Source organism: Streptomyces sp. NA04227 (assembly GCF_013364195.1).
Classification (GTDB): domain Bacteria; phylum Actinomycetota; class Actinomycetes; order Streptomycetales; family Streptomycetaceae; genus Streptomyces.
On the sequence record NZ_CP054918.1, the window covers coordinates 247,561 to 267,189 of the forward strand.

5 protein-coding genes are annotated in these 19,629 nt (G+C 72.9%); 3 read left to right on the top strand and 2 right to left on the bottom strand.

Annotated features, from left to right (window positions below; translation table 11 throughout):
- Nucleotide 1: 1 nt before the first annotated feature.
- Complete coding sequence (locus tag HUT18_RS00845) at nt 2-14,902, bottom strand: type I polyketide synthase (RefSeq protein ID WP_254878368.1); 14,901 nt, start codon at nt 14,900-14,902, stop codon at nt 2-4.
- Nucleotides 14,903-15,212: 310 nt separating this feature from the next.
- Here HUT18_RS00845 and HUT18_RS00850 point away from each other — a divergent pair, with 310 nt between their 5' ends.
- The 3 genes from HUT18_RS00850 (at nt 15,213) to HUT18_RS00860 (ending at nt 18,963) form a co-directional block, all read left to right on the top strand.
- The gene (locus tag HUT18_RS00850) at nt 15,213-16,241 is read left to right on the top strand and encodes a 3-oxoacyl-ACP synthase III family protein (protein ID WP_176096865.1); all 1,029 of its coding nucleotides are present in this window, start codon (nt 15,213-15,215) and stop codon (nt 16,239-16,241) included.
- Nucleotides 16,238-17,956, top strand: coding sequence for a 3-hydroxyacyl-CoA dehydrogenase family protein (locus tag HUT18_RS00855; protein WP_176096867.1), 1,719 nt, complete (start codon nt 16,238-16,240; stop codon nt 17,954-17,956). The genes HUT18_RS00850 and HUT18_RS00855 overlap by 4 nt, the downstream gene beginning before the upstream one ends.
- Nucleotides 17,957-18,153: 197 nt before the next feature.
- A complete protein-coding gene (locus HUT18_RS00860) occupies nt 18,154-18,963 on the top strand; it encodes a DedA family protein (RefSeq protein WP_176096869.1) in 810 nt (269 codons plus the stop codon).
- On the opposite strand, the gene HUT18_RS00865 is transcribed toward HUT18_RS00860, so the two are convergent.
- Nucleotides 18,867-19,349, bottom strand: coding sequence for a GbsR/MarR family transcriptional regulator (locus tag HUT18_RS00865; protein ID WP_176096871.1), 483 nt, complete (start codon nt 19,347-19,349; stop codon nt 18,867-18,869). The two genes, HUT18_RS00860 and HUT18_RS00865, sit on opposite strands and share 97 nt — an antisense overlap.
- Between the last annotated feature and the right edge of the window lie 280 nt (nt 19,350-19,629).

A 19,629-nucleotide genomic window follows, 5' to 3' on the forward strand; every position in this document is an offset into this window, starting at 1 on the left:
GTCAGGAGAGCCCGAGCTCGTTCTGGATGAAGTCGAGGACCTCGTCCGCCGAGGCGGATTCGAGGCGTTCGGCGGCCCCCTGCTCGGTGGCCGGAGCGCGCTCCTCGGCCGGGGCGGCCGCCTTCCAGCGCTCAAGCAGCTCCGCCAGGCGGGCGGTCACGCCCGCGTGGTCCGCCAGCGCGGGATCGGCGGCCAGTACGGCGGACTCGAACCGGTCGAGCGCGCCGAGCAGGTCGCCCGCGGGCGCCGCTTCCTCTCCCGGCACCAGCTCGCTCAGCAGATGACCGCCGAGGCTGAGGGTGGTCGGGTAGTCGAAGATCAGCGTCGGGGGCAGCCGCAGTCCGGTGGCGGCGCCGAGCCGGTTGCGGAACTCGACGGCGGTCAGCGAGTCGAAGCCGAGCTCCTTGAAGGTGCGGTCGGCGCCGATCGCGGTGGGCGCACCGTGGCCGAGGACGGTGGCGACGTTGGCGCGCACCAGCTCCATGAGCATGTGCTCGCGCTCGCTCTCCGGGAGCGCGGCGAGCTGCTGCGCGAGCGACGCCGCGCCCTCGGCGACGGCCGCCGCCGCCACGGTGCGCCGGACCGGAGTACGGACAAGTCCCCTGAAGACACTGGGCAGTTCACCCGCCCTGGCCTTGGTGCGCAGCCCGCCCAGGTCGAGCGGTACGGGTGCGATCAGCGCCTCGTCGTGGCGTACGGCGTCGTCGAAGAGCCGCAGGCCCTCCTCGTTGGACATGGGCAGGAAGCCGGAGCGGGCGAGGCGGGCCAGGTCCGCCGCGTCGAGCCCGGCGGTCATGGCGCTGGACTCGGCCCAGTGCCCCCAGGCGAGCGAGAGTCCGGGCAGGCCCGCGGCCCTGCGGTGGGCGGCCAGCGCGTCCAGGAAGGTGTTGCCCGCCGCGTAGTTGGCCTGCCCCGCGTTGCCGAGGACACCGGCCGCCGAGGAGTACAGGACGAAGGCGGTCAGGTCCTTGTCGCGGGTCAACTCGTGCAGGTTGAGCGCCGCGTCGACCTTCGGCCGCAGGACGGCGCTCAGACGCTCGGGGGTGAGTGCGCCGAGGACGCCGTCGTCCAGGACACCGGCGGTGTGCACGACGGCGCGCAGCGGGTGCGCGGCCGGGATCGCCGCAAGCACGTCGGCAAGCCGGTCACGGTCGGCGGCGTCACAGGCCACGACCTCGGCCCGCGCACCCAACTCACACAGTTCCGCGACGAGTTCGGCCGCGCCCGGAGCGTCGGGGCCACGACGGCCCGCGAGCAGCAGATGACGTACGCCGTGCTCGGTCACCAGGTGCCGGGCGACCAGGGCACCGAGCGCGCCCGTACCACCGGTGACCAGGACGGTGCCCTGTGCGTCCCAGCCCTGCGGCACCGTCAGCACGATCTTGCCGACGTGCTTGGCCTGCGACATGAACCGGAAGGCCTCACCGGCCCTGCGTACGTCCCAGGTGCGCACCGGGAGCGGGCTGAGCGCACCGGAACCGAAGAGACGGCCGAGTTCGGCGAGCATCTCGCCGATGCGGTCCGGACCGGCCTCCATCAGGTCGAAGGCGCGGTAGATGACGCCCGGGTGGGCGGTGGCGACCTGCTCGGGATCGCGGATGTCGGTCTTGCCCATCTCGACGAAGCGTCCGCCGCGCGGCAGCAACCGCAGGGAGGCATCGACGAGTTCACCGGCCAGGCAGTCCAGGACCACATCCATGCCATGGCCTTCGGTGGCGCCGAGGAAGCGCTCCTCGAAGGTGGACGACCGGGAGGAGCCGTAGTGCGCGCCCTCCAGGCCCATGCTCCGCAAGGTGTCCCACTTGCCCTCGCTGGCGGTGCCGAACACTTCGGCGCCCAGGTGGCGGGCGAGCTGGACGGCGGCCATGCCGACGCCTCCGGCCGCGGAGTGGACGAGCACCCGCTCGCCGGATCCGAGCCCGGCCAGGTCGACCAGGGCGTAGTAGGCGGTCAGGAACACCGCGGGTACCGAGGCGGCCTCTTCGAAGGACCACCCCTCGGGTATCCGGGTCACCATCCGGGCGTCCGCGACGGCGAGTTGGCCGAAGGAGTGCGGCACCATGCCCATCACACGGTCGCCGACGGCGAGTCCGGTGACGCCCTCACCGACCTCGGTGACCACGCCGGAGGCCTCGCTGCCGAGGACGATCTTGTCCGGGTACATGCCGAGGGCCATCAGCACATCGCGGAAGTTGAGGCCGGTGGCGCGTACGGAGATGCGTACCTCGCCCTCTGCCAGCGGTCGCGTGGCCTCCGGATGCGGTACAAGCGCCAGGCTCTCCAGCGTGCCGCCGCCCGTCGTGTCCAGGCGCCAGGTCTGACCGTCGGCGGGGACGGGCAGCAGTTCGGCGGCGCTGCTACGGGCGAGCCTCGGTGCGAGGAACCGGCCCTGCCGGACGGCGAGTTGGTCCTCGCCGGTGGCCACCGCGGTGATCACGGGCAGGAACCGGGTCCCGGCCTCGGCCCCGCCGTCGACGGTCGTACCGTCCTCGGCGGTGCCCGTGCCGGGCTCCGCGTCCACGAGCACGAACCGGCCCGGATTCTCGGTCTGCGCGCTGCGCACCAGGCCCCACAGACCCGCGTGCACCAGGTCGGTCACGTCCTCGCCGTGCTGGGCGGCGACGGCGCCGTGGGTGAGGACGACGAGCTTGGACTGCTCCAGGCGTTCGTCGGCCAGCCACTCCTGAAGCGTGGTGAGCAGGCGCGCGGTCTCGCCGCGCATCCTTTCGGCGGTCGGTTCGCCGGGCACGGCGGGCACGGGCAGCAGGACCGCCGCGGGTGCGGTCACGCCCTGGTCCAGCGCCGCCGAGAGTCCGGCGACGTCCGCGTGGACGGGCGAGTCCTCGCCGGTTCCGGGGTGCGCGTCCGGGCCCAACACCGCCCAGTCTCGGGCGGGTTCGTGGTCGGCGGACACCTGTGTCCAGTCCACGCGGAACAGCGCGTCGTTGCCGTCCGTACCGGCCGGACGCAGTTGGTCGGCGGGTACCGGCAGCAGGGTCAGCGAGTCGATCCGGGCCACCGGCAGTCCGGTGGTGTCGGCCAGGGTGACGGACACCGTGTCGCCGCCGACGCCGGTCATCCTGACCCGAAGGCCCGTCGCACCGTGCGCCTGCACGGTCAACCCGCCCCAGGCGAAGGGGAGTTTCACCTCGGCGCCCTCGCCCTGGCCAGGGACATCGAGCAGTACGGCGTGCAGGGCCGCGTCGAGCAGCGCCGGGTGCAGGCCGAACTCGCCCGCCTCCTCCTGCTGTTCGGGCGCGAGCGCCACCTCCGCGTACACCTGGTCGCCGTCGCGCCAGGCCGACTTGAGGCCCTGGAACGCCGGGCCGTAGCCGTATCCGGCCTCGGCAAGGTCCTCGTAGAAGCCGTCCAGGGCCACCGGTTCGGCTCCGGCGGGCGGCCACGCGGCAGTCAGAGGCTCGATCTCCGCCGCCAGCTCGGGGGTGAGGGTGCCGGTGGCGTGCCGGGTCCACTCCGCGTGGTCGTTCTCGGGCCGCGAATGGATGGTGACAGTACGGCTCTCGGAGTCGTCCGCCGCACCGCTCACGGTGACCTGCAGTCGCACCGCACCCTGCTCGGGCAGTACCAGCGGCGCCTGAAGGGTGAGTTCCTCCAGCCGTCCGAAGCCCGCCTCTTCGCCTGCCCGCAGGGCGAGTTCGACGAAGGCGGTGCCGGGCAGCAGGACGTTCCCGGCGACCGTGTGGTCGGCCGCCCAGGAGACGGTGCCCGCGGCGAGGCGGCCGGTGAAGACGAGTCCGTCGCCCTCGGCGAGGTGGACGGCCGCGCCCAGCATCGGGTGCCCGGCCGCGCTCAGGCCGAGCCCGGAGGCGTCGGAGGCACCGGCGACCGGGGTCAGCCAGTAGCGCTCGTGCTGGAAGGCGTACGTCGGAAGGTCCACGGCAGGTGATCCGTGGCCCGCGAACAGCGTGGACCAGTCGACGTCGACGCCATGGGTCCATGCCTCGCCGAGCGCGGTCAGGAACGCCTCCGGCTCCGGGCGGTCCTTGCGCAGGGCCGGGACGAGCAGCCCGTCGAACTCCTCCGGCAGGCACTCCCGTGCCATGGCCGACAGCACGCCGTCGGGGCCGAGCTCCACGAACCGGGTCACGCCCTGGGCGGCCAGGTACGCGATGCCGTCGCCGAAGCGCACCGCGCGGCGCACATGCTCCACCCAGTACGCGGCGTCGAACTCGCGCACCTGCTCACCGGTCAGGTTCGACACCACCGGGACGGACGGCGCCCGGTACGTCAACTCGGCTGCCACCGCCTCGAATTCGGCGAGCATCGGCTCCATCAGCGGGGAGTGGAAGGCGTGCGAGACCCGCAGCCGCCTGGTCTTGCGGCCCTGCGACTCCAGACGGTCCGCGATGTCCAGTACGGCGGCTTCCTCACCCGAGATCACCACGGACTCGGGCCCGTTGACTGCCGCGAGGTCCACGCGGTCCGCCAACTCGGTGAGCAGCTCGCGGACTTCGGCCTCGGTGGCGCGCACGGACACCATCGCCCCGCCCTCGGGCAGCGCCTGCATCAGCCGTCCGCGCGCCGTGACGAGGCGGCAGGCGTCCGGCAGCGACAGGACGCCCGCCACATGGGCGGCGGCCAGTTCACCGATCGAGTGACCGGCCACGAAGTCCGGGCGCGGCCCGAGCGACTCCACGAGCCGGAACAGGGCCACCTCGACGGCGAAGAGCGCGGGCTGGGTCACCTCGGTCCGGTCCAGTTCCCCGCCCTCGGCCGCGAAGATCCGCTCCCGCAGACCCGCGCCGGGCTCGCTGCCCGACGCGGCGTCGAAGCAGGCGCACACCTCGTCGAAGGCGGCCGCGAACTCCGGCCGTGCCGCGTACAGTTCGCGCCCCATGCCCGCGCGCTGTGCGCCCTGGCCGGAGAACAGGAAGGCGAGGCGGCCCTCGGTGCTGTCGGTGTGGCCGCGGCGGACCGCGGGACCGTCCTGCCCGGCAGCGAGCGTGCGCAGCGCCGCCAGTTGGCTCTCCCGGCTGTCGGCCGTGACGACGGCGCGGTGCTCCAGCGCCGAGCGGTCGTGGACGAGCGCCGCGCCGATGGCGGTGAGCGGGACCTCCGGCCGTTGCTCGGCATAGGCGGCCAGGCGCTCGGCCTGGCCGCGCAGGGCCCGCTCGTTGCGCGCGGAGATCAGCCACGGAACAGGGCCGTCGTACGCACTGTCGGTGTGCGCCTCGGGCTCGGCCGGGGCCTCCTCCAGGACGACGTGCGCGTTGGTGCCGCTGATTCCGAAGGACGAGACGCCCGCACGGCGCGGGCGGCCGGTGTCCGGCCAGTCCCTGCGGGTGCCCAGGAGCCGGACCGCGCCGGACTCCCAGTCGATCTCGGGCGAGGGGTTCTCGGCGTGCAGGGTGCTCGGCAGTACGCCGTGCCGCATGGCCTGCACCATCTTGATGACGCCCGCGACTCCGGCCGCCGCCTGGGCGTGGCCGATGTTCGACTTCAGCGAGCCGAGCCACAGCGGCTCGCCCTCGCCGCGCCCCTTGCCGTAGGTGGCGAGCAGGGCCTGGGCCTCGATCGGGTCGCCGAGGGTGGTGCCGGTGCCGTGTGCCTCCACCGCGTCCACCTCGCCCGTACCGAGCCCGGCGTTGGCCAGGGCCTGCCGGATGACACGCTGCTGGGCCGGGCCGTTGGGCGCCGTGAGCCCGTTGCTCGCCCCGTCCTGGTTGGTGGCCGAGCCGCGCAGCACCGCGAGGACACGGTGGCCCTTGCGGCGGGCCTCGGAGAGCCGTTCGAGCAGGACCAGGCCGACGCCCTCGGCCCAGCCGGTGCCGTCGGCGTCCGCGGCGAAGGACTTGCAGCGGCCGTCGGCGGCCATCCCGCGCTGGCGGCTGAACTCGACGAAGACGCCGGGCGTGGCCATGACGGCGACACCGCCCGCGAGCGCCATCGAGCACTCGCCCTGCCGCAGGGACTGCGCGGCCAGGTGCATGGCCACCAGCGAGGACGAGCAGGCCGTGTCGACGGTGACGGCCGGGCCCTCAAGGCCGAAGGCGTACGAGACCCGGCCCGAGACCACGCTGCCCTGGGTGCCGGTGAGCCCGTAGCCCTCGACGCGCTGGGCGTTCTCCTCGACGCGGAAGGCGTAGTCGTGGTGCATGGCGCCCGCGAAGACACCGGTGCGGCTGCCACGGACGGCGTCCAGGTCGAGTCCCGCGCGCTCGAAGAGCTCCCAGGCGGTCTCCAGGAGGAGCCGCTGCTGCGGGTCCATGGCGAGTGCCTCGCGCGGCGAGATGCCGAACAGCTCGGGGTCGAAGTCCCCGGCGCCGTAGAGGAATCCGCCCTCACTGGCGTAACTCGTGCCGAGCTTCGCGGGGTCCGGGTCGAAGAGGGTGTCCAGGTCCCAGCCGCGGTCCTCGGGGAACGCGGAGACCGCGTCACGGCCCTCGGCGACCAGGTCCCACAGGTCCTCGGGCGAGCCGACCCCGCCGGGGTAGCGGCAGGCCATGGCGACGATCGCGATCGGTTCGTCGGCCGCGCCGGCGACCGGGGCGGCCTCGGGCGCGGCGGTGTCGGTCCCGGTGCCGAGGACCTCGCCGAGCAGGAACCGGGCCGCGGCGGCGATCGTCGGGTGGTCGAAGATCAGGGTCGCCGGGAGCCGGATGCCGGTGGCGGCGCCGAGCTGGTCGCGCAGCTCGACTGCGGTCAGCGAGTCGAAGCCGAGCGCCTTGAACGCCTTGTCCGGTTTGATGGCGGAGGGGTCCGCGTGGCCGAGGACGGCGGCGACCGCGCCCCGTACGACGTCGACGAGTTCACGTTCCTGCTCGGCCGCGTCCAGGCTCCCGAGCCTGCGCACGAGGGCGGACACCTCCGCCTCGGCGGCGCCCGCCGCGACGGCACGCCGTGCGGGCAGCCGGACCAGGGAACGGAAGAGGCCGGGCAGAAGTCCCGAGGCGGCGCGGCCGCGCAGGGTGGCGGCGTCGAGCCGGACGGGTACCAACAGGGCCTGTTCCGTGGTGCGCAGCGAGGCGTCGAGCAGGGCCAGACCGTGCTCGTTGCTGAGCGGCAGGATGCCCGCCCTGCTCATCCAGCCGAGGTCGCCGTCCGCCAGGTGCGCGAGCAGTCCGCTGGCCTCCTGCCACAGGCCCCAGGCGAGCGCCGTGGCGGGCAGTCCCTGGGCGTGCCTGCGGTGGGCGAGACCGTCCATGAAGGCGTTGGCGGCCGCGTAGTTGGCCTGTCCCGGGTTGCCGAAGACACTCGCGATGGAGGAGAACATCACGAAGGCGGTCAGGTCCCGGTCCCGGGTCAGCTCGTGCAAGTGCCAGGCGGCATCGGTCTTCGGCCGCAGTACGGCGTCGAGACGTTCGGGGGTGAGCGCGCCCACGGTGCCGTCGTCCAGCACGCCCGCGGCGTGGAACACACCGGTCAGCGGGTGCCCCGGGTCGATGTCGGCCAGGAGCGCGGTGAGCTGGTCGCGGTCCGCGACGTCACAGGCGGCGACGTGTGCCCTGGCGCCCAACTCGGCCAGTTCGGCGACGAGTTCGGCGGCTCCGGGAGCGTCCGGGCCGCGCCGTCCGGTGAGCAGCAGGTGACGTACGCCGTGCTCGGTGACCAGGTGCCGGGCGACCAGGGCGCCGAGCGTGCCGGTGCCACCGGTGATCAGCACGGTTCCCTCGGGGTGCCACTGTGCACGCGACTCGCCCTGTCCGGCGCCCCGGGTGAGGCGCGGCACCAGCAACGAGCCGTCGCGTACGGCGAGTTGGGATTCGCCGGTGGTCATGGCGGAGACCAGGTCACCGCCGGTGGCGTCCCACGGGTCACGGTCCACGAGCACGAACCGGTCCCGGTTCTCGGACTGCGCCGAGCGCACGAGTCCCCACAGCGGAGCGTGCACCAGATCGGTGACGTCCTCGCCGGGGCGCACCGCCACGGCGCCCCGGGTGACCAGCATCAGCCGGGAACCGGCGAACCGGTCCTCGGCCAGCCAGTCCTGGACCAGTCGCAGGGCCCGCGCGGTCTCCGCCCTTGCGGCGACGGCCAGTTGACCCTCGTCGAGCGTGTCGTCGGGTTCGAAGGGGGCGACGACGACGGACGGAACGGGCATCCCCTCGTCGACCGCCTCGGTGAGCGCACCGAGGTCCGGGAAGGCGCTGCCGCCCAGCTCGGCCCAGTCGGCCACCGCGACCTCGCCGCCCGCGGGCACGGGCGTCCAGTCGACCCGGTAGAGACTGTCTGCGGCGGCCCCCGCCCGCAGTTGCTCGGAGGCGAGCGGGCGCAGGACCAGGGACTTGGCGGAGGCGACCGCCCCGCCCTCGGTGTCGGTGACCGTCAGGGCCACCGTGTCGGTGCCCAGCGCGCTCATGTGCAGCCGCAGCGCCGAGGCGCCCACGGCGTGCAGGGTCAGCCCGCTCCAGACGAAAGGCAGCCGGACTCCGGCGTCCTCGCCACGGCCCGCGCGGATGAGCTGTTCGGCGTGCAGGGCCGCGTCGAGCAGCGCCGGGTGCAGGCCGAACTCGCCCGCCTCCTCCTGCTGTTCGGGCGCGAGCGCCACCTCCGCGTACACCTCGTCGCCGTCACGCCAGGCCGACTTCAGGCCCTGGAACACGGGGCCGTAGCCGTAGCCCGCTGCGGCTGCGCGGTCGTAGAAGCCGGTCAGGTCGATACGCTCCGCGCCGGACGGCGGCCACGCGATCGGCTCCTGAGCGGCCGCGGCTCCGGCGGGCGCGAGGAAGCCCTGCGCGTGCCGGACCCAGACCTCCGTCTGCTCGTCCGTGTCGGGCCGCGAGTGCACGGTGACCTCACGGCGTCCCGAGGCGTCCGCGGGTCCCACGCCGACCTGGATCTGTACAGCGCCCTGTTCGGGCAGCACCAGCGGCGCCTGGAGCGTGAGTTCCTCCAGGTGCCGGCAGCCCGCCTCGTCACCGGCCCGAACGGCCAGCTCCACAAAGGCGGTTCCGGGCAGCAGCACGGAGCCGAGGGCGCCGTGGTCGGCGAGCCAGGGATGCGTACGCAGCGAAAGCCGTCCCGTCAGCAGGAACCGGTCCCCGTCCGCGGCCCGCACAGCGGCACCGAGCAGCGGGTGCCCCACCTCGGTGAGGCCCGCCGCGCCCACATCGCCCGCGGCGGCATCCGGCAGGTCCAGCCAGTAGCGCTCGCGCTGGAACGGGTACGTGGGCAGTTCGGTCCCCAGCTCGCGTACCGGACGCGGCAGCAGCACGGCCCAGTCGACGGCCACGCCCCGGCTCCAGGCCTCGGCGAGGGACGTCAACACCCGTCGCAGACCGCCTTCTTGGCGACGGAGCGTGCCCTGTGCGACGACCTCGGCACCGGCGTCGTCGGCCGTCTCCGATATGCCGTACGTCAGGACAGGGTGCGCACTCGACTCCACGAACACGTCGAAACCGTCGGCGAGCAGAGCCCGTACGACCGGCTCGAAGCTCACCGGGCGACGGCAGTTCTCGTACCAGTACGCGGCATCCAACTCGACGCCGGTCAACGCCTCACCCGTGACCGTCGAGTACAGCGGAACACTGCCCTCACGCGGCTCCACGAAGGACAACAGGTCAAGGATGCGGTCATGCAGCGGGTCGACCTGCGCGCAGTGCGAAGCGACCGTCGAGCCGATCACCTTCGCGCGGACTTCCTCCGCCTCCAGCTCCGCCACCAGCTCTTCCAGAGCCGGGACTTCACCGGCGACCGTCACCGAACGCGGACCGTTGTTCCCCGCGATCGACAACGCATCCCCGAACCGGGCGATACGCGCCTCAACTTCGGCCGCGGGCAACGACACCGAAGCCACGGCACCCTTGCCAACAAGCTCATCCGCGAAGAGCTGAGACCTCAGCACCACGATCCGCGCGGCGTCCTCCAGCGACAACGCACCCGACACCGCAGCAGCCGCGATCTCACCCTGCGAATGCCCCACCACCGCATCCGGCTCGACACCCACCGACTGCCACACGTGAGCCAGCGACACCATCACGGTGAAGAGAACCGGCTGAAGCACCTCGATGCGCTCCAGCGACGGCGCGTCCTCGGCGCCGCGCAGGACCGCCTCGACCGACCAGTCGACATACGCCTCCACGGCGTCGGCCACCTCGGCGAACCGCTCCGCGAACACCGGGGAAGAGTCCAGGAGTTCGACCGCCATGCCCTCCCACTGCGAACCCTGCCCCGGGAACACGAACACGGTCTTGTTCCGGGGGGCGGCGACGGCGCGTACGGCGGGGCGTTCGAGTCCGGCGAGGAGTTCGGTGTGCGAGTCGCCGATCACAACTGCCCGATGCTCGAAGGCGGTTCGGGAGGTGGCCAGGGCGGCGGCGAGTCCGGCGGAGTCCGGCTGGGCGGCGGCGAAGGCGGCCAGGCGGTCGGACTGGTCGCGCAGGGCACTCTCGTTGCGGGCGGACAGCAGCCAGGGCAGCGGTCCGCGCTGGGGCGACGGCTCGGTGCGGGCGGCGGACTCGTCGTCCGTCGGTGCCTCTTCCAGAATCAGGTGGGCGTTGGTGCCGCTGATGCCGAAGGAGGAGACACCGGCCCGGCGCGGCCGCTCGCCGCGCGGCCAGGGCACGGGCTCGCCCAGGAGTTCCACGGCACCGGCGGACCAGTCGATGTGCGGGGAGGGCTCGGCCGCGTGGAGGGTGCGGGGCAGGCTCTCGTTGCGCAGGGCGAGGACCATCTTGATGACGCCCGCGACTCCGGCAGCCTGCTGGGTGTGGCCGATGTTGGACTTCAGCGAGCCGAGGCGCAACGGGGCGCCCTCGCCGCGCTGTTGGCCGTAGGTGGCGAGCAGGGCGTGCGCCTCGATGGGGTCGCCGAGCCGGGTACCGGTGCCGTGCGCCTCCACCGCGTCGACGCTCTGCGCCGTGACTCCGGCGTTGGCCAGGGCCTGGCGGATGACGCGCTGCTGGGACGGGCCGTTGGGCGCGGTGAGGCCGTTGCTCGCCCCGTCCTGGTTGGTGGCCGAACCCCGGATGACGGCGAGCACTTGGTGGCCGTTGCGGCGTGCGTCGGACAGCTTCTCCAGGACGAGGACGCCCGCGCCCTCGGACCAGCCGGTGCCGTCGGCGTCTGCGGAGAAGGACTTGCAGCGGCCGTCGGCGGACAGGGCGCGCTGGCGGGTGAGCTCGACGAAGATGCCGGGGGTGGGCATGACCGTCACACCACCGGCCAGCGCGAGCGTGCACTCGCCCTGCCGCAGGGACTGCGCGGCCAGGTGCAGGGCGACCAGGGAGGCGGAGCAGGCGGTGTCCACGGTCAGCGCGGGCCCCACCAGACCGAGGGTGTAGGCGATCCGGCCGGAGGCGACGCTGGGCGTGCTGCCCGTCATCAGGTAGCCCTCGGTCGTCTCCGTGCCCTCGTGCAGACGCGGCCCGTAGTCCTGGAAGGTGGCGCCGACGAAGACACCGGTGCGGCTGCCCTTGAGTGCCACCGGGTCGATGCCCGCGCGCTCGACGGCCTCCCAGGAGGTCTCCAGGAGGAGCCGCTGCTGCGGGTCCATGGAGGTGGCCTCGCGCGGGGAGATCCCGAAGAAGGCCGGGTCGAAGCGGGTGGCATCGCTCAGGAAGCCGCCCTCGCGCACATAGTGCTTGCCGGGCTGCTTGCCCTCCGGGTCGTACAGCCCCGCCAGGTCCCAGCCGCGGTCCTCGGGGAAGGCACCGATGACGTCACGGCCCTCGGCGAGGACCTGCCACAGCGCCTCGGGGGTGTCGACGTTCCCGGGGAAGCGGCAGCTCATCGCGACGACGGCGATCGGTTCGTCCGCGGCGCCCGCTCGCTCGGCGACCGCGGTCGACTGGCCGCCGCCCAGGGCCAGTTCACGCAGGTAGGCGCCGAGTGCCAGCGGGGTCGGGTAGTCGAAGAGCAGGGTGCTCGGCAGGGCGAGGCCGGTGGCGAGGGTCAGGGCGTCGCGCAGTTCCACCGCGGTCCAGGAGTCGAAGGTCAGCTCCTGGAAGGTGCTGCGCGGATCGATCTCGTCGCTCGGGTCGAGCTGGAGCACGGCGGCGATGTGCTCGCGCAGCAGCCGCTGCACGGCACGTTCCTGCTCACTCGCGGACAGGCCGGTGAGGCGCTCGCGCAGGGCCGATTCCGCGAGCTCCTCGGGGGCGGCGTCGTAGGCGGTGTCTGTGCCTGCGTCTGCGTCGGTGTGAGGTTCGGTCGCCGTGGGCGTGAGGGTGCGCGGTCCGCCGGTGGTGTCGATCCAGTGGCTGCGGCGTTGGAAGGCGTACGTGGGCAGTTCGACATGGCCGGGCCGGGCGCCGAGCAGCGTGTCCCAGTCGAGGGCGATGCCGGTGGTGTGCATGCGGGCGAGGGCCGAGGTGAGCGCTTCGCTCTCGGGGAGGCGGGTGCCGCGCTGCACCGGTACAAAGACGGAGTGCGGGTCGGCGCAGTCGCGGCCCATGGACGACAGGGCGCCGTCCGGGCCGAGTTCGACGTAGCGGGTGACGCCCGCGGCTTCCAGGGCGGCGATGCCGTCGGCGAAACGTACGGCCTGACGGACGTGGCGTACCCAGTAGTCGGCGCTGCCGAGTTCCTCGTCGCCGACGGGGCGGCCGGTGAGGTTGGAGACGACCGGGATGCGCGCGGGGTGGTAGGTCAGCCGTTCGGCGACCGCGCGGAAGTCTTCGAGCATGCCGTCCATGTGCGCGGAGTGGAACGCATGGCTGACACGCAGACGCTTGGTCTTGCGGCCCAATTCGGCGAAGTGCACGGCGAGTTGGTCGACGTCGGCCTCGTCGCCGGAGACGACGACGGCCGCCGGGCCGTTGATCGCGGCGATGCCCGCGCGGTCCGCGAGCAGCGGCAGGACCTCGTCCTCCGCCGCCTGGAGCGCGGCCATGGCGCCGCCCTCGGGCAGCGCGTCCATCAACTTGCCGCGCGCGGCGACCAGTTCGGCGGCGTCGGCGAGCGAGAGCACACCCGCGACATGGGCGGCGGCCAGCTCGCCGATGGAGTGGCCGACGAGGAAGTCCGGCCGTACGCCGAGCTCTTCGAGCAGCCGGTGCAGGGCCACCTCGAAGGCGAACAAGGCGGGCTGGGTGTAGGCGGTGCGGTCCAGGAGGGCGGCTTCGGGGGTGCCCTCCTCGGCGAAGGCGATCTCGTGCAGCGGCCGTTCGAGGTACGGGTCAAGCGCGGCGCAGACCTCGTCGAAGGCGCGCGCGAACGCGGGCTGTGCGGCGTGGAGTTCACGGCCCATGCCCGGGCGCTGGCTGCCCTGTCCGGAGAACAGGAAGGCGGTGCTGCCGCGCACCGCGCTGCCCTGCACGAGCTGAGCGGCGCTGCCGCGTGCGGCCAGCGCGTCGAGGCCGGTGGTGAGGCCGTCCAGGTCGCGGGCGAGGACGACGGCACGGTCCTTGTGCGCGGTGCGGGTACGGGCCAGGGCGTGGGCGAGGGCGCGGAGGTCGACCTCGGCACCGGCACCCGCTTCAGCTCCGGCAGCAGCGGCTTCGGCTTCGGGAAGGTCCCGCAGGTGCGCCGCGAGTCGTTGGGCCTGGGCGCGCAGCGCCTTGTCACCGTGGCCGGAGACCGGGAAGAGCAGGGTGCCGTCGCCGGGGCGGGCCGCACTGCTCGTGGCCGCGTTCTCAGGGGCGGTATGCGCGGCCGTGTCCGCGTGTGCGTCCAGCGGGGCGGGCGGCTCGCCGAGGACGACGTGGGCGTTGGTGCCGCCGAGGCCGAAGGAGCTCACTCCGGCGATCAGCGGGCGCTCGGGGTGCGGCCAACTGCCGTGCTGTTCCTGGACCTTGAGTCCGAGCGCGGCCAGGTCGATGGAGGGGTTGGGGGTGCGGAAGTGGAGGCTCGGCGGGAGTTCCCGGTGGCGTATCGCGAGGGCGGCCTTGAGCAGGCCCGCGATGCCCGCGGCGGCCTCCAGGTGACCGATGTTGGTCTTGGCCGAGCCCACCGCGAGGGGGCCCGCGCCGCCGCGTTCGCCGAGCGCCGCCCCGAGTGCGGCGGCCTCGACGGGGTCGCCCACGGGCGTGCCGGTGCCGTGGAGTTCGACGTACTGCACCGCGGGTGCCTGCTGTCCGGCCGCTTCGAGGGCGCGGCGTACGACCTCGGCCTGCGCCGAGACGCTGGGCACGGTCAGGCCGTCGGTGGCGCCGTCGTGGTTGACGGAGCTGCCGAGGATCACGCAGTGCACGCGGTCGCCGTCGGCGAGGGCGGCGTCGAGGGGCTTGAGCAGCACCACACCGCCGCCCTCGCCGCGTACGAAGCCGTTGGCGCGCTCGTCGAAGGTGTGGCAGCGGCCGTCCGGGGACAGGCCGCCGAACTTGGCGGTGACCTCCGAACTCGCCGGATCGATAAGGAGGTTGACGCCGCCCGCGAGCGCGAGGTCGGCCTCGCCGGTGAGCAGGGCCTGGCAGGCGAGGTGGACGGCGACCAGGGAGGAGGACTGCGCGGTGTCGACGGTCAGGCTGGGGCCGTTAAGGCCGAGGGTGTAGGAGACCCGGTTGGCGATGACGCCGCGGTTCAGGCCGGTGAAGCTGTGCTGGGTGACGGCGGGGTCGCCGTGCCGCTGGACGAGTTTCGCGTAGTCGTCCCAGATCGCGCCGACGTAGACACCGGTGCCGGAGTCCTTGAGGGCGGCGGGAACGGTGCCCGCGTCCTCCAGGGCTTCCCAGACGAGCTCGAGTACGAGGCGCTGCTGGGGGTCCATGGCGGCCGCCTCGCGCGGCGAGATACCGAAGAAGGCCGCGTCGAACTCGTCGACCCGGTCCAGGAATCCGCCGCGCGCGAGCTCCGCGCCCGCACCCTCGGGCACCGCGGAGCGCCGGGCCTCGGGCACCTCGGTCACCGCGTCGGTGCCCGCACGCAGCAACTGCCAGTAGGCGCCGGGGTCTTCGGCACCGGGGAGACGGCAGGCCATGCCGATGACGGCGACCGGTCCGGTGCCCCGGTCAGGTGTCTGCGCAATCCCAGTCGCCTGCCGCGAATTCACCGGGTCAGCCACGATGTCCCCCTTCTCCGTAACGCACGCACCACTGATATACGTCCTCGGTAATCCGCCGGTGCGGCGGACCGAGAACCGGGGGAATTCACAGCGGACTATCACCGAGACGCTCGCCCCCAGCGCTAAAGACTGACTAGCGCGGAGCGAGGCGTCACCTGGGGAAGCGGCAGGCAGGGGTCGATAGGGGTCAGGGCAAGGGTTACCGGCGTGCGTGGATCTCAAGAACCATGACCGTATTGCCCATTAGAGCAGTGCCCGGTGAATTACTTTCCGGCTATTCACCGTCGGCCGCAACCGTCAGGAGCCCGACATGACAGGAATAGGATTACTGGGCACCGGGTCCTATCTGCCTGCCGACAGAGTGTCGAACGCCGTGGTGGCCGAGCGCGCCGGAGTCACCGAGGAGTGGATCGAGCGCAAGACGGGGATCGTCGAGCGTCGCTACGCCGCCGACTCGGAGGCCACCAGCGACCTGGCCGTCGAGGCGGCCCGGGCGGCGCTCGACGCGGCCGGGATCGAGGCGCGTCAGCTGTCCTGGATTCTGCTCGCGACCTCCACGCCGGACAGCCCCCAGCCCGCCACCGCCTGTCTGGTGCAGGACCGGATCGGCGCGGTCAACGCGGCCGCCTTTGACCTCAACTCGGTGTGCAGTGGCTTCGTGTTCGGCCTCGTGACGGCCGCGCGGCTGATTCCGGGCGGGGCGGGGGCGGGAGACGGTTACGCCCTCGTCATCGGCGCCGACACCTACTCGCGGATCATCGACCGCGCGGACCGCAGGACGGCCGTCCTGTTCGGGGACGGCGCGGGTGCGGTGGTCCTCGGACCGGTGCGGGACGGGCACGGACTGCTCGGCTGGCGGCTGACCAGCACCGGCGAGGAGCACGGGCTCATCCATGTCCCGGCGGGCGGCAGCCGTCTGCCCGCCTCGGAGAAGACGGTGGCCGAGGGCCTGCACCACTTCCATATGAACGGGCGTGGGGTCAGCGAATTCGTCGCCGCCCAACTGCCCGCCGCCGTACGGGAAGTCGTCGAGGCGAGCGGGCTCTCGCTGGACGACGTCGACCACTTCGTACCGCACCAGGCCAACGGCGTGATGCTGCGCAAGCTGCTGCCCGAGCTCGGTCTCGACAGCGCCCGCACCCATCTGACCGTCGACCGGCACGGCAACACCAGCGCCGCTTCCATCCCGGTCACGCTCGACGAGGCCTGCCGTACGGGGGCATTCGCGGACGGGGACGTACTGCTGCTCACCGGGTTCGGCGGCGGGATGTCGCTGGGGTCCGCGCTGCTGCGCTGGGACGGCGAGGCCGCCCCCATCCATCGAAAGGACCACGTATGACGTCCGCACCGCCCGCCTTCCGTACCGTCGCCGTCTTCGGCCTCGGCACGGTCGGCGCCGCCCTGGTGGCCTCCCTCGCCCGGGCCGGGATCCGGGTCACCGCCGTGGAGGCGGACGCGGCCCGGCTGGCCCGCGGACGCGAGGCGGTGGAGCGGGCCGCGGGAGAGGCCGCGGGCGCGGTCGACTACTCGCTCGACGCGGCCGCGGCGGCGGGCAGCGATCTGGTGATCGAGGCGGTCCCCGAGGACTTCGCGCTGAAGACCTCCCTGCTGCGCAGGGCCGCCGAACTGTGCGGTCCCGACACGGTACTCGCCACCACGACCTCGCTGTCCGTGACCCGGATCGCCGCCGAGACGGGCCGTCTGCCGAGGACCGTCGGACTGCACCCGGTGGGGCACGCCCCGGACGGTGGGGTGATCGAGGTGGTCGCCACTCCGGTCACCGACACGGCGGTGCGGGAGCGGGCCGCGGCCCTGGTCGCGCTGCTCGGGCGTACCCCGGTCGACGCCACCGATCTGCCCGGCTTCACGGGTGGCGGCCTGCTGATGGCCTATCTGGCGGGCGCGGTCTCGATGCTGGAGCGCCGCTACGCCTCGCGCGACGACATCGATGCCGCGATGACACTGGGCTGCGGTCTGCCGCTCGGCCCGCTCGCCCACCTCGACCTGATCGGCCTGGACACCGCACAGGACGCGCTGCGCGGGCTGTACGAGTCCACCGGCGAACGCCGGTTCCTGCCACCGCCGTTGCTCGGGCACATGGTCACGGCGGGGCTGCTCGGTGTGAAGTCCGGCCGGGGCTTCTACCGTTACCCGGACGACGCGCCTACGGCGGGCACGGCGCCCGTCTCCGTACCGGGCGAGCCGCGGCCCGTGCACCGGGTCGGCATCATCGGTTCGGGCACCATGGCCCGCGGGATCGCCGAGGTCTTCGCCCGCAGCGGATTCGAGACGGTGCTGACCGCGCGGACCGAGGTGAAGGCCAAGGACGCCGTCACGGCCGTCGGGCGTTCGCTCGACCGGGGCGTGAAGCGCGGGAAGATCGCACGGGAAGCCGCCGACGCCGCCCTGGCGGGGCTGGTGGGCGCCGACCGCGTCGGGGCCGTCGCCGACTGCGATCTGGTCATCGAGGCGGTCGCCGAGGAACTGCCCGTCAAACGCGAGATCTTCGGCCGGCTCGACGAGGTGTGCCGCCCCGGCGCGGTGCTGTCCACGACGACGTCGAGCCTGCCGGTCGTGGAGTGCGCCGCGGCCACCCGCCGCCCCGAGTCGGTGATCGGCATGCACTTCTTCAACCCGGCGCCGGTGATGAGACTGGTGGAGGTGGTCGGCACCGTACTGACCGACCACGACGCCCTCGCCACCGCCCATCAGGTCTGCGCCGCGCTTGGCAAGCGTCCCGTCGGCTGCTCGGACCGGGCCGGATTCATCGTCAACGCCCTGCTGTTCCCCTATCTCAACGACGCCGTACGGCTGTTGGAGGAACACCGCGCGCCCGCCGAGGACATCGACACGGTGATGGCGAAGGGCTGCGGCTATCCGCTCGGCCCGCTCGCCCTGCACGACGTGATCGGCCTCGATGTGTCCCTCCAGATCCAGCGCAGCCTGCACGCGGCCTTCCGGGAGGACTCCCTGGCCCCGGCCGCCCATCTGGAGCATCTGGTGGGTGCGGGCTATCTGGGCCGGAAGACCGGCCGGGGTTTCCGCAGCCACTGAGAACGCGCACCCGCGCGGTCCGCCGCACCCCCCGGCGCCGGACCGCGCGGGTGTGTCACCACGGCGTCCGGGCCCGGACCTCCCCCGGCCGCGCCCGGACGCCGCCTGTAAGTGCGGCTCGCATGCCGACGATGAGTTCAGGCCATCCACTCTTCCTTAGATTCACAATTTTCTGAATCTTCGGTAGTCTCATCGTTATGCAGCTGCCCGTGAGCGCCGAGATCCTGCTGGACGCACGCTGGATCACCTTGCTGGCCCTGGCCGCCGTCTTCCTCGACTCCCTCCTGCCGGTCATGCCGAGCGGCACGCTCGTCATCGCCGCCTCGCTCGCCCTCCCCCAGGCCACCTTGCCGTTGTCGCTGCTGCTGCTCGCCGTGGCGACCGCCTCGCTGCTCGGGGACCTGGTGGTGATGCTGCTCGCCCGGCACGGTTCGGAGTGGACCCACGCCCGCCTCGCCCGGCATCCGTCCTGGGTACGCGCCTCGGACACCCTTCAGTGCACCCTCACCACCCGCATGGGGCGCTCCGCCGTGGCCGCCCGCTTCGTCCCGGGCGGCCGCACCCTGCTCGACATCACCGTGGGCACCTCACCGGCGCCGATGGGACCGTTCGTGTCCTGGTCGGCGGCCTCGGGGCTGCTCTGGGCCGGGTATCTGATCACCATCGGCCAGCTGGGCAGCCACTGGTTCGCCACGGACTGGCTGAGCCTCGCGGTCTCGGTCGCCGCCACCGCGGTCATCGGCTCGTGCGTGGCCCGGGTCTTCCGGCGCCGCACCGGCCACCCGGGCACGACCACGACGGCGCCCGACCCTCGGGGCGCGACAGCGCACGGCGCCCCGGCCGCCCTCGAAGGCGACGCCCCTTCGGCCTCACTTCCCCGCCGCGCCGCCGTGCACGCCGGACGGCTCCGTTACGGCTCCGCGCGACGGGCCCGCCAGCGGTCCATCAGGGAGGCGAGCTCGAACTGCATGAACTCGAAGAAGTCGGCGGTCTCGGCGAGCCGCTGACCGGCGGGCGTCCGCTCACCGAGGACGTCCACTCCCGACTTGAGCGTCGACTCCCAGCGGGCCAGCTCCTTGTCCCGGCTGGTGAACGCCTCGTACCAGACGTCGGCGCGCACTCGGTAGCGCTCGCGCCGCGAACCGGGCTCGCGTTCCCGGCTGACCATGTGGATCTGGGAGAGGTAGCGCACCGCCCCGGATATCGCCGCCGGGCTGGCCCTCAGCCGCTCGGTCAGCTCGGCGGAGGTCAACTGGCCGGTGTCCTCGGCGAGCAGGCAGGCGAAGACCCGGGCGGCCATCCGCGGCATACCGGCCTCGGTGAGGTCGGCCGCGAAGCGCTCGACGAAGTCCGAGACGTCCCCGTCATAGGGCCTCAGTTCGGTGTCGTCCACGCCATCTCCCCCTAGCCGGTGCGGTAGTTCGACTGTGCAACGCACATCAGCCTTCACAAGTTTCTGAAAGGCGAGCACTCTCGGAAAAATATGGTGAAGGCGGTCCACGCCCCGATGCCGGGACGGACTGCACGACATGACATTCATCCGGCACCTGGCACGGTCCCGCTACGGGAGCGGCCGGCCCCACGGGACGCTACGGGCCGCCTGTGCCCGGCCGCTCCGCCCACCCCAACTCGCCGCCTCCTCCGGCCAATTCGGGCAGAAGTACCACTCGCAC

Excerpts from the sequence above, each read along its gene's own strand:
- HUT18_RS00850 (WP_176096865.1), top strand. The coding sequence starts at position 15,213 with ATGACAGGAATAGGATTACTGGGCACCGGGTCCTATCTGCCTGCCGAC.
- HUT18_RS00855 (WP_176096867.1), top strand. The coding sequence starts at position 16,238 with ATGACGTCCGCACCGCCCGCCTTCCGTACCGTCGCCGTCTTCGGCCTC.
- HUT18_RS00860 (WP_176096869.1), top strand. The coding sequence starts at position 18,154 with ATGCAGCTGCCCGTGAGCGCCGAGATCCTGCTGGACGCACGCTGGATC.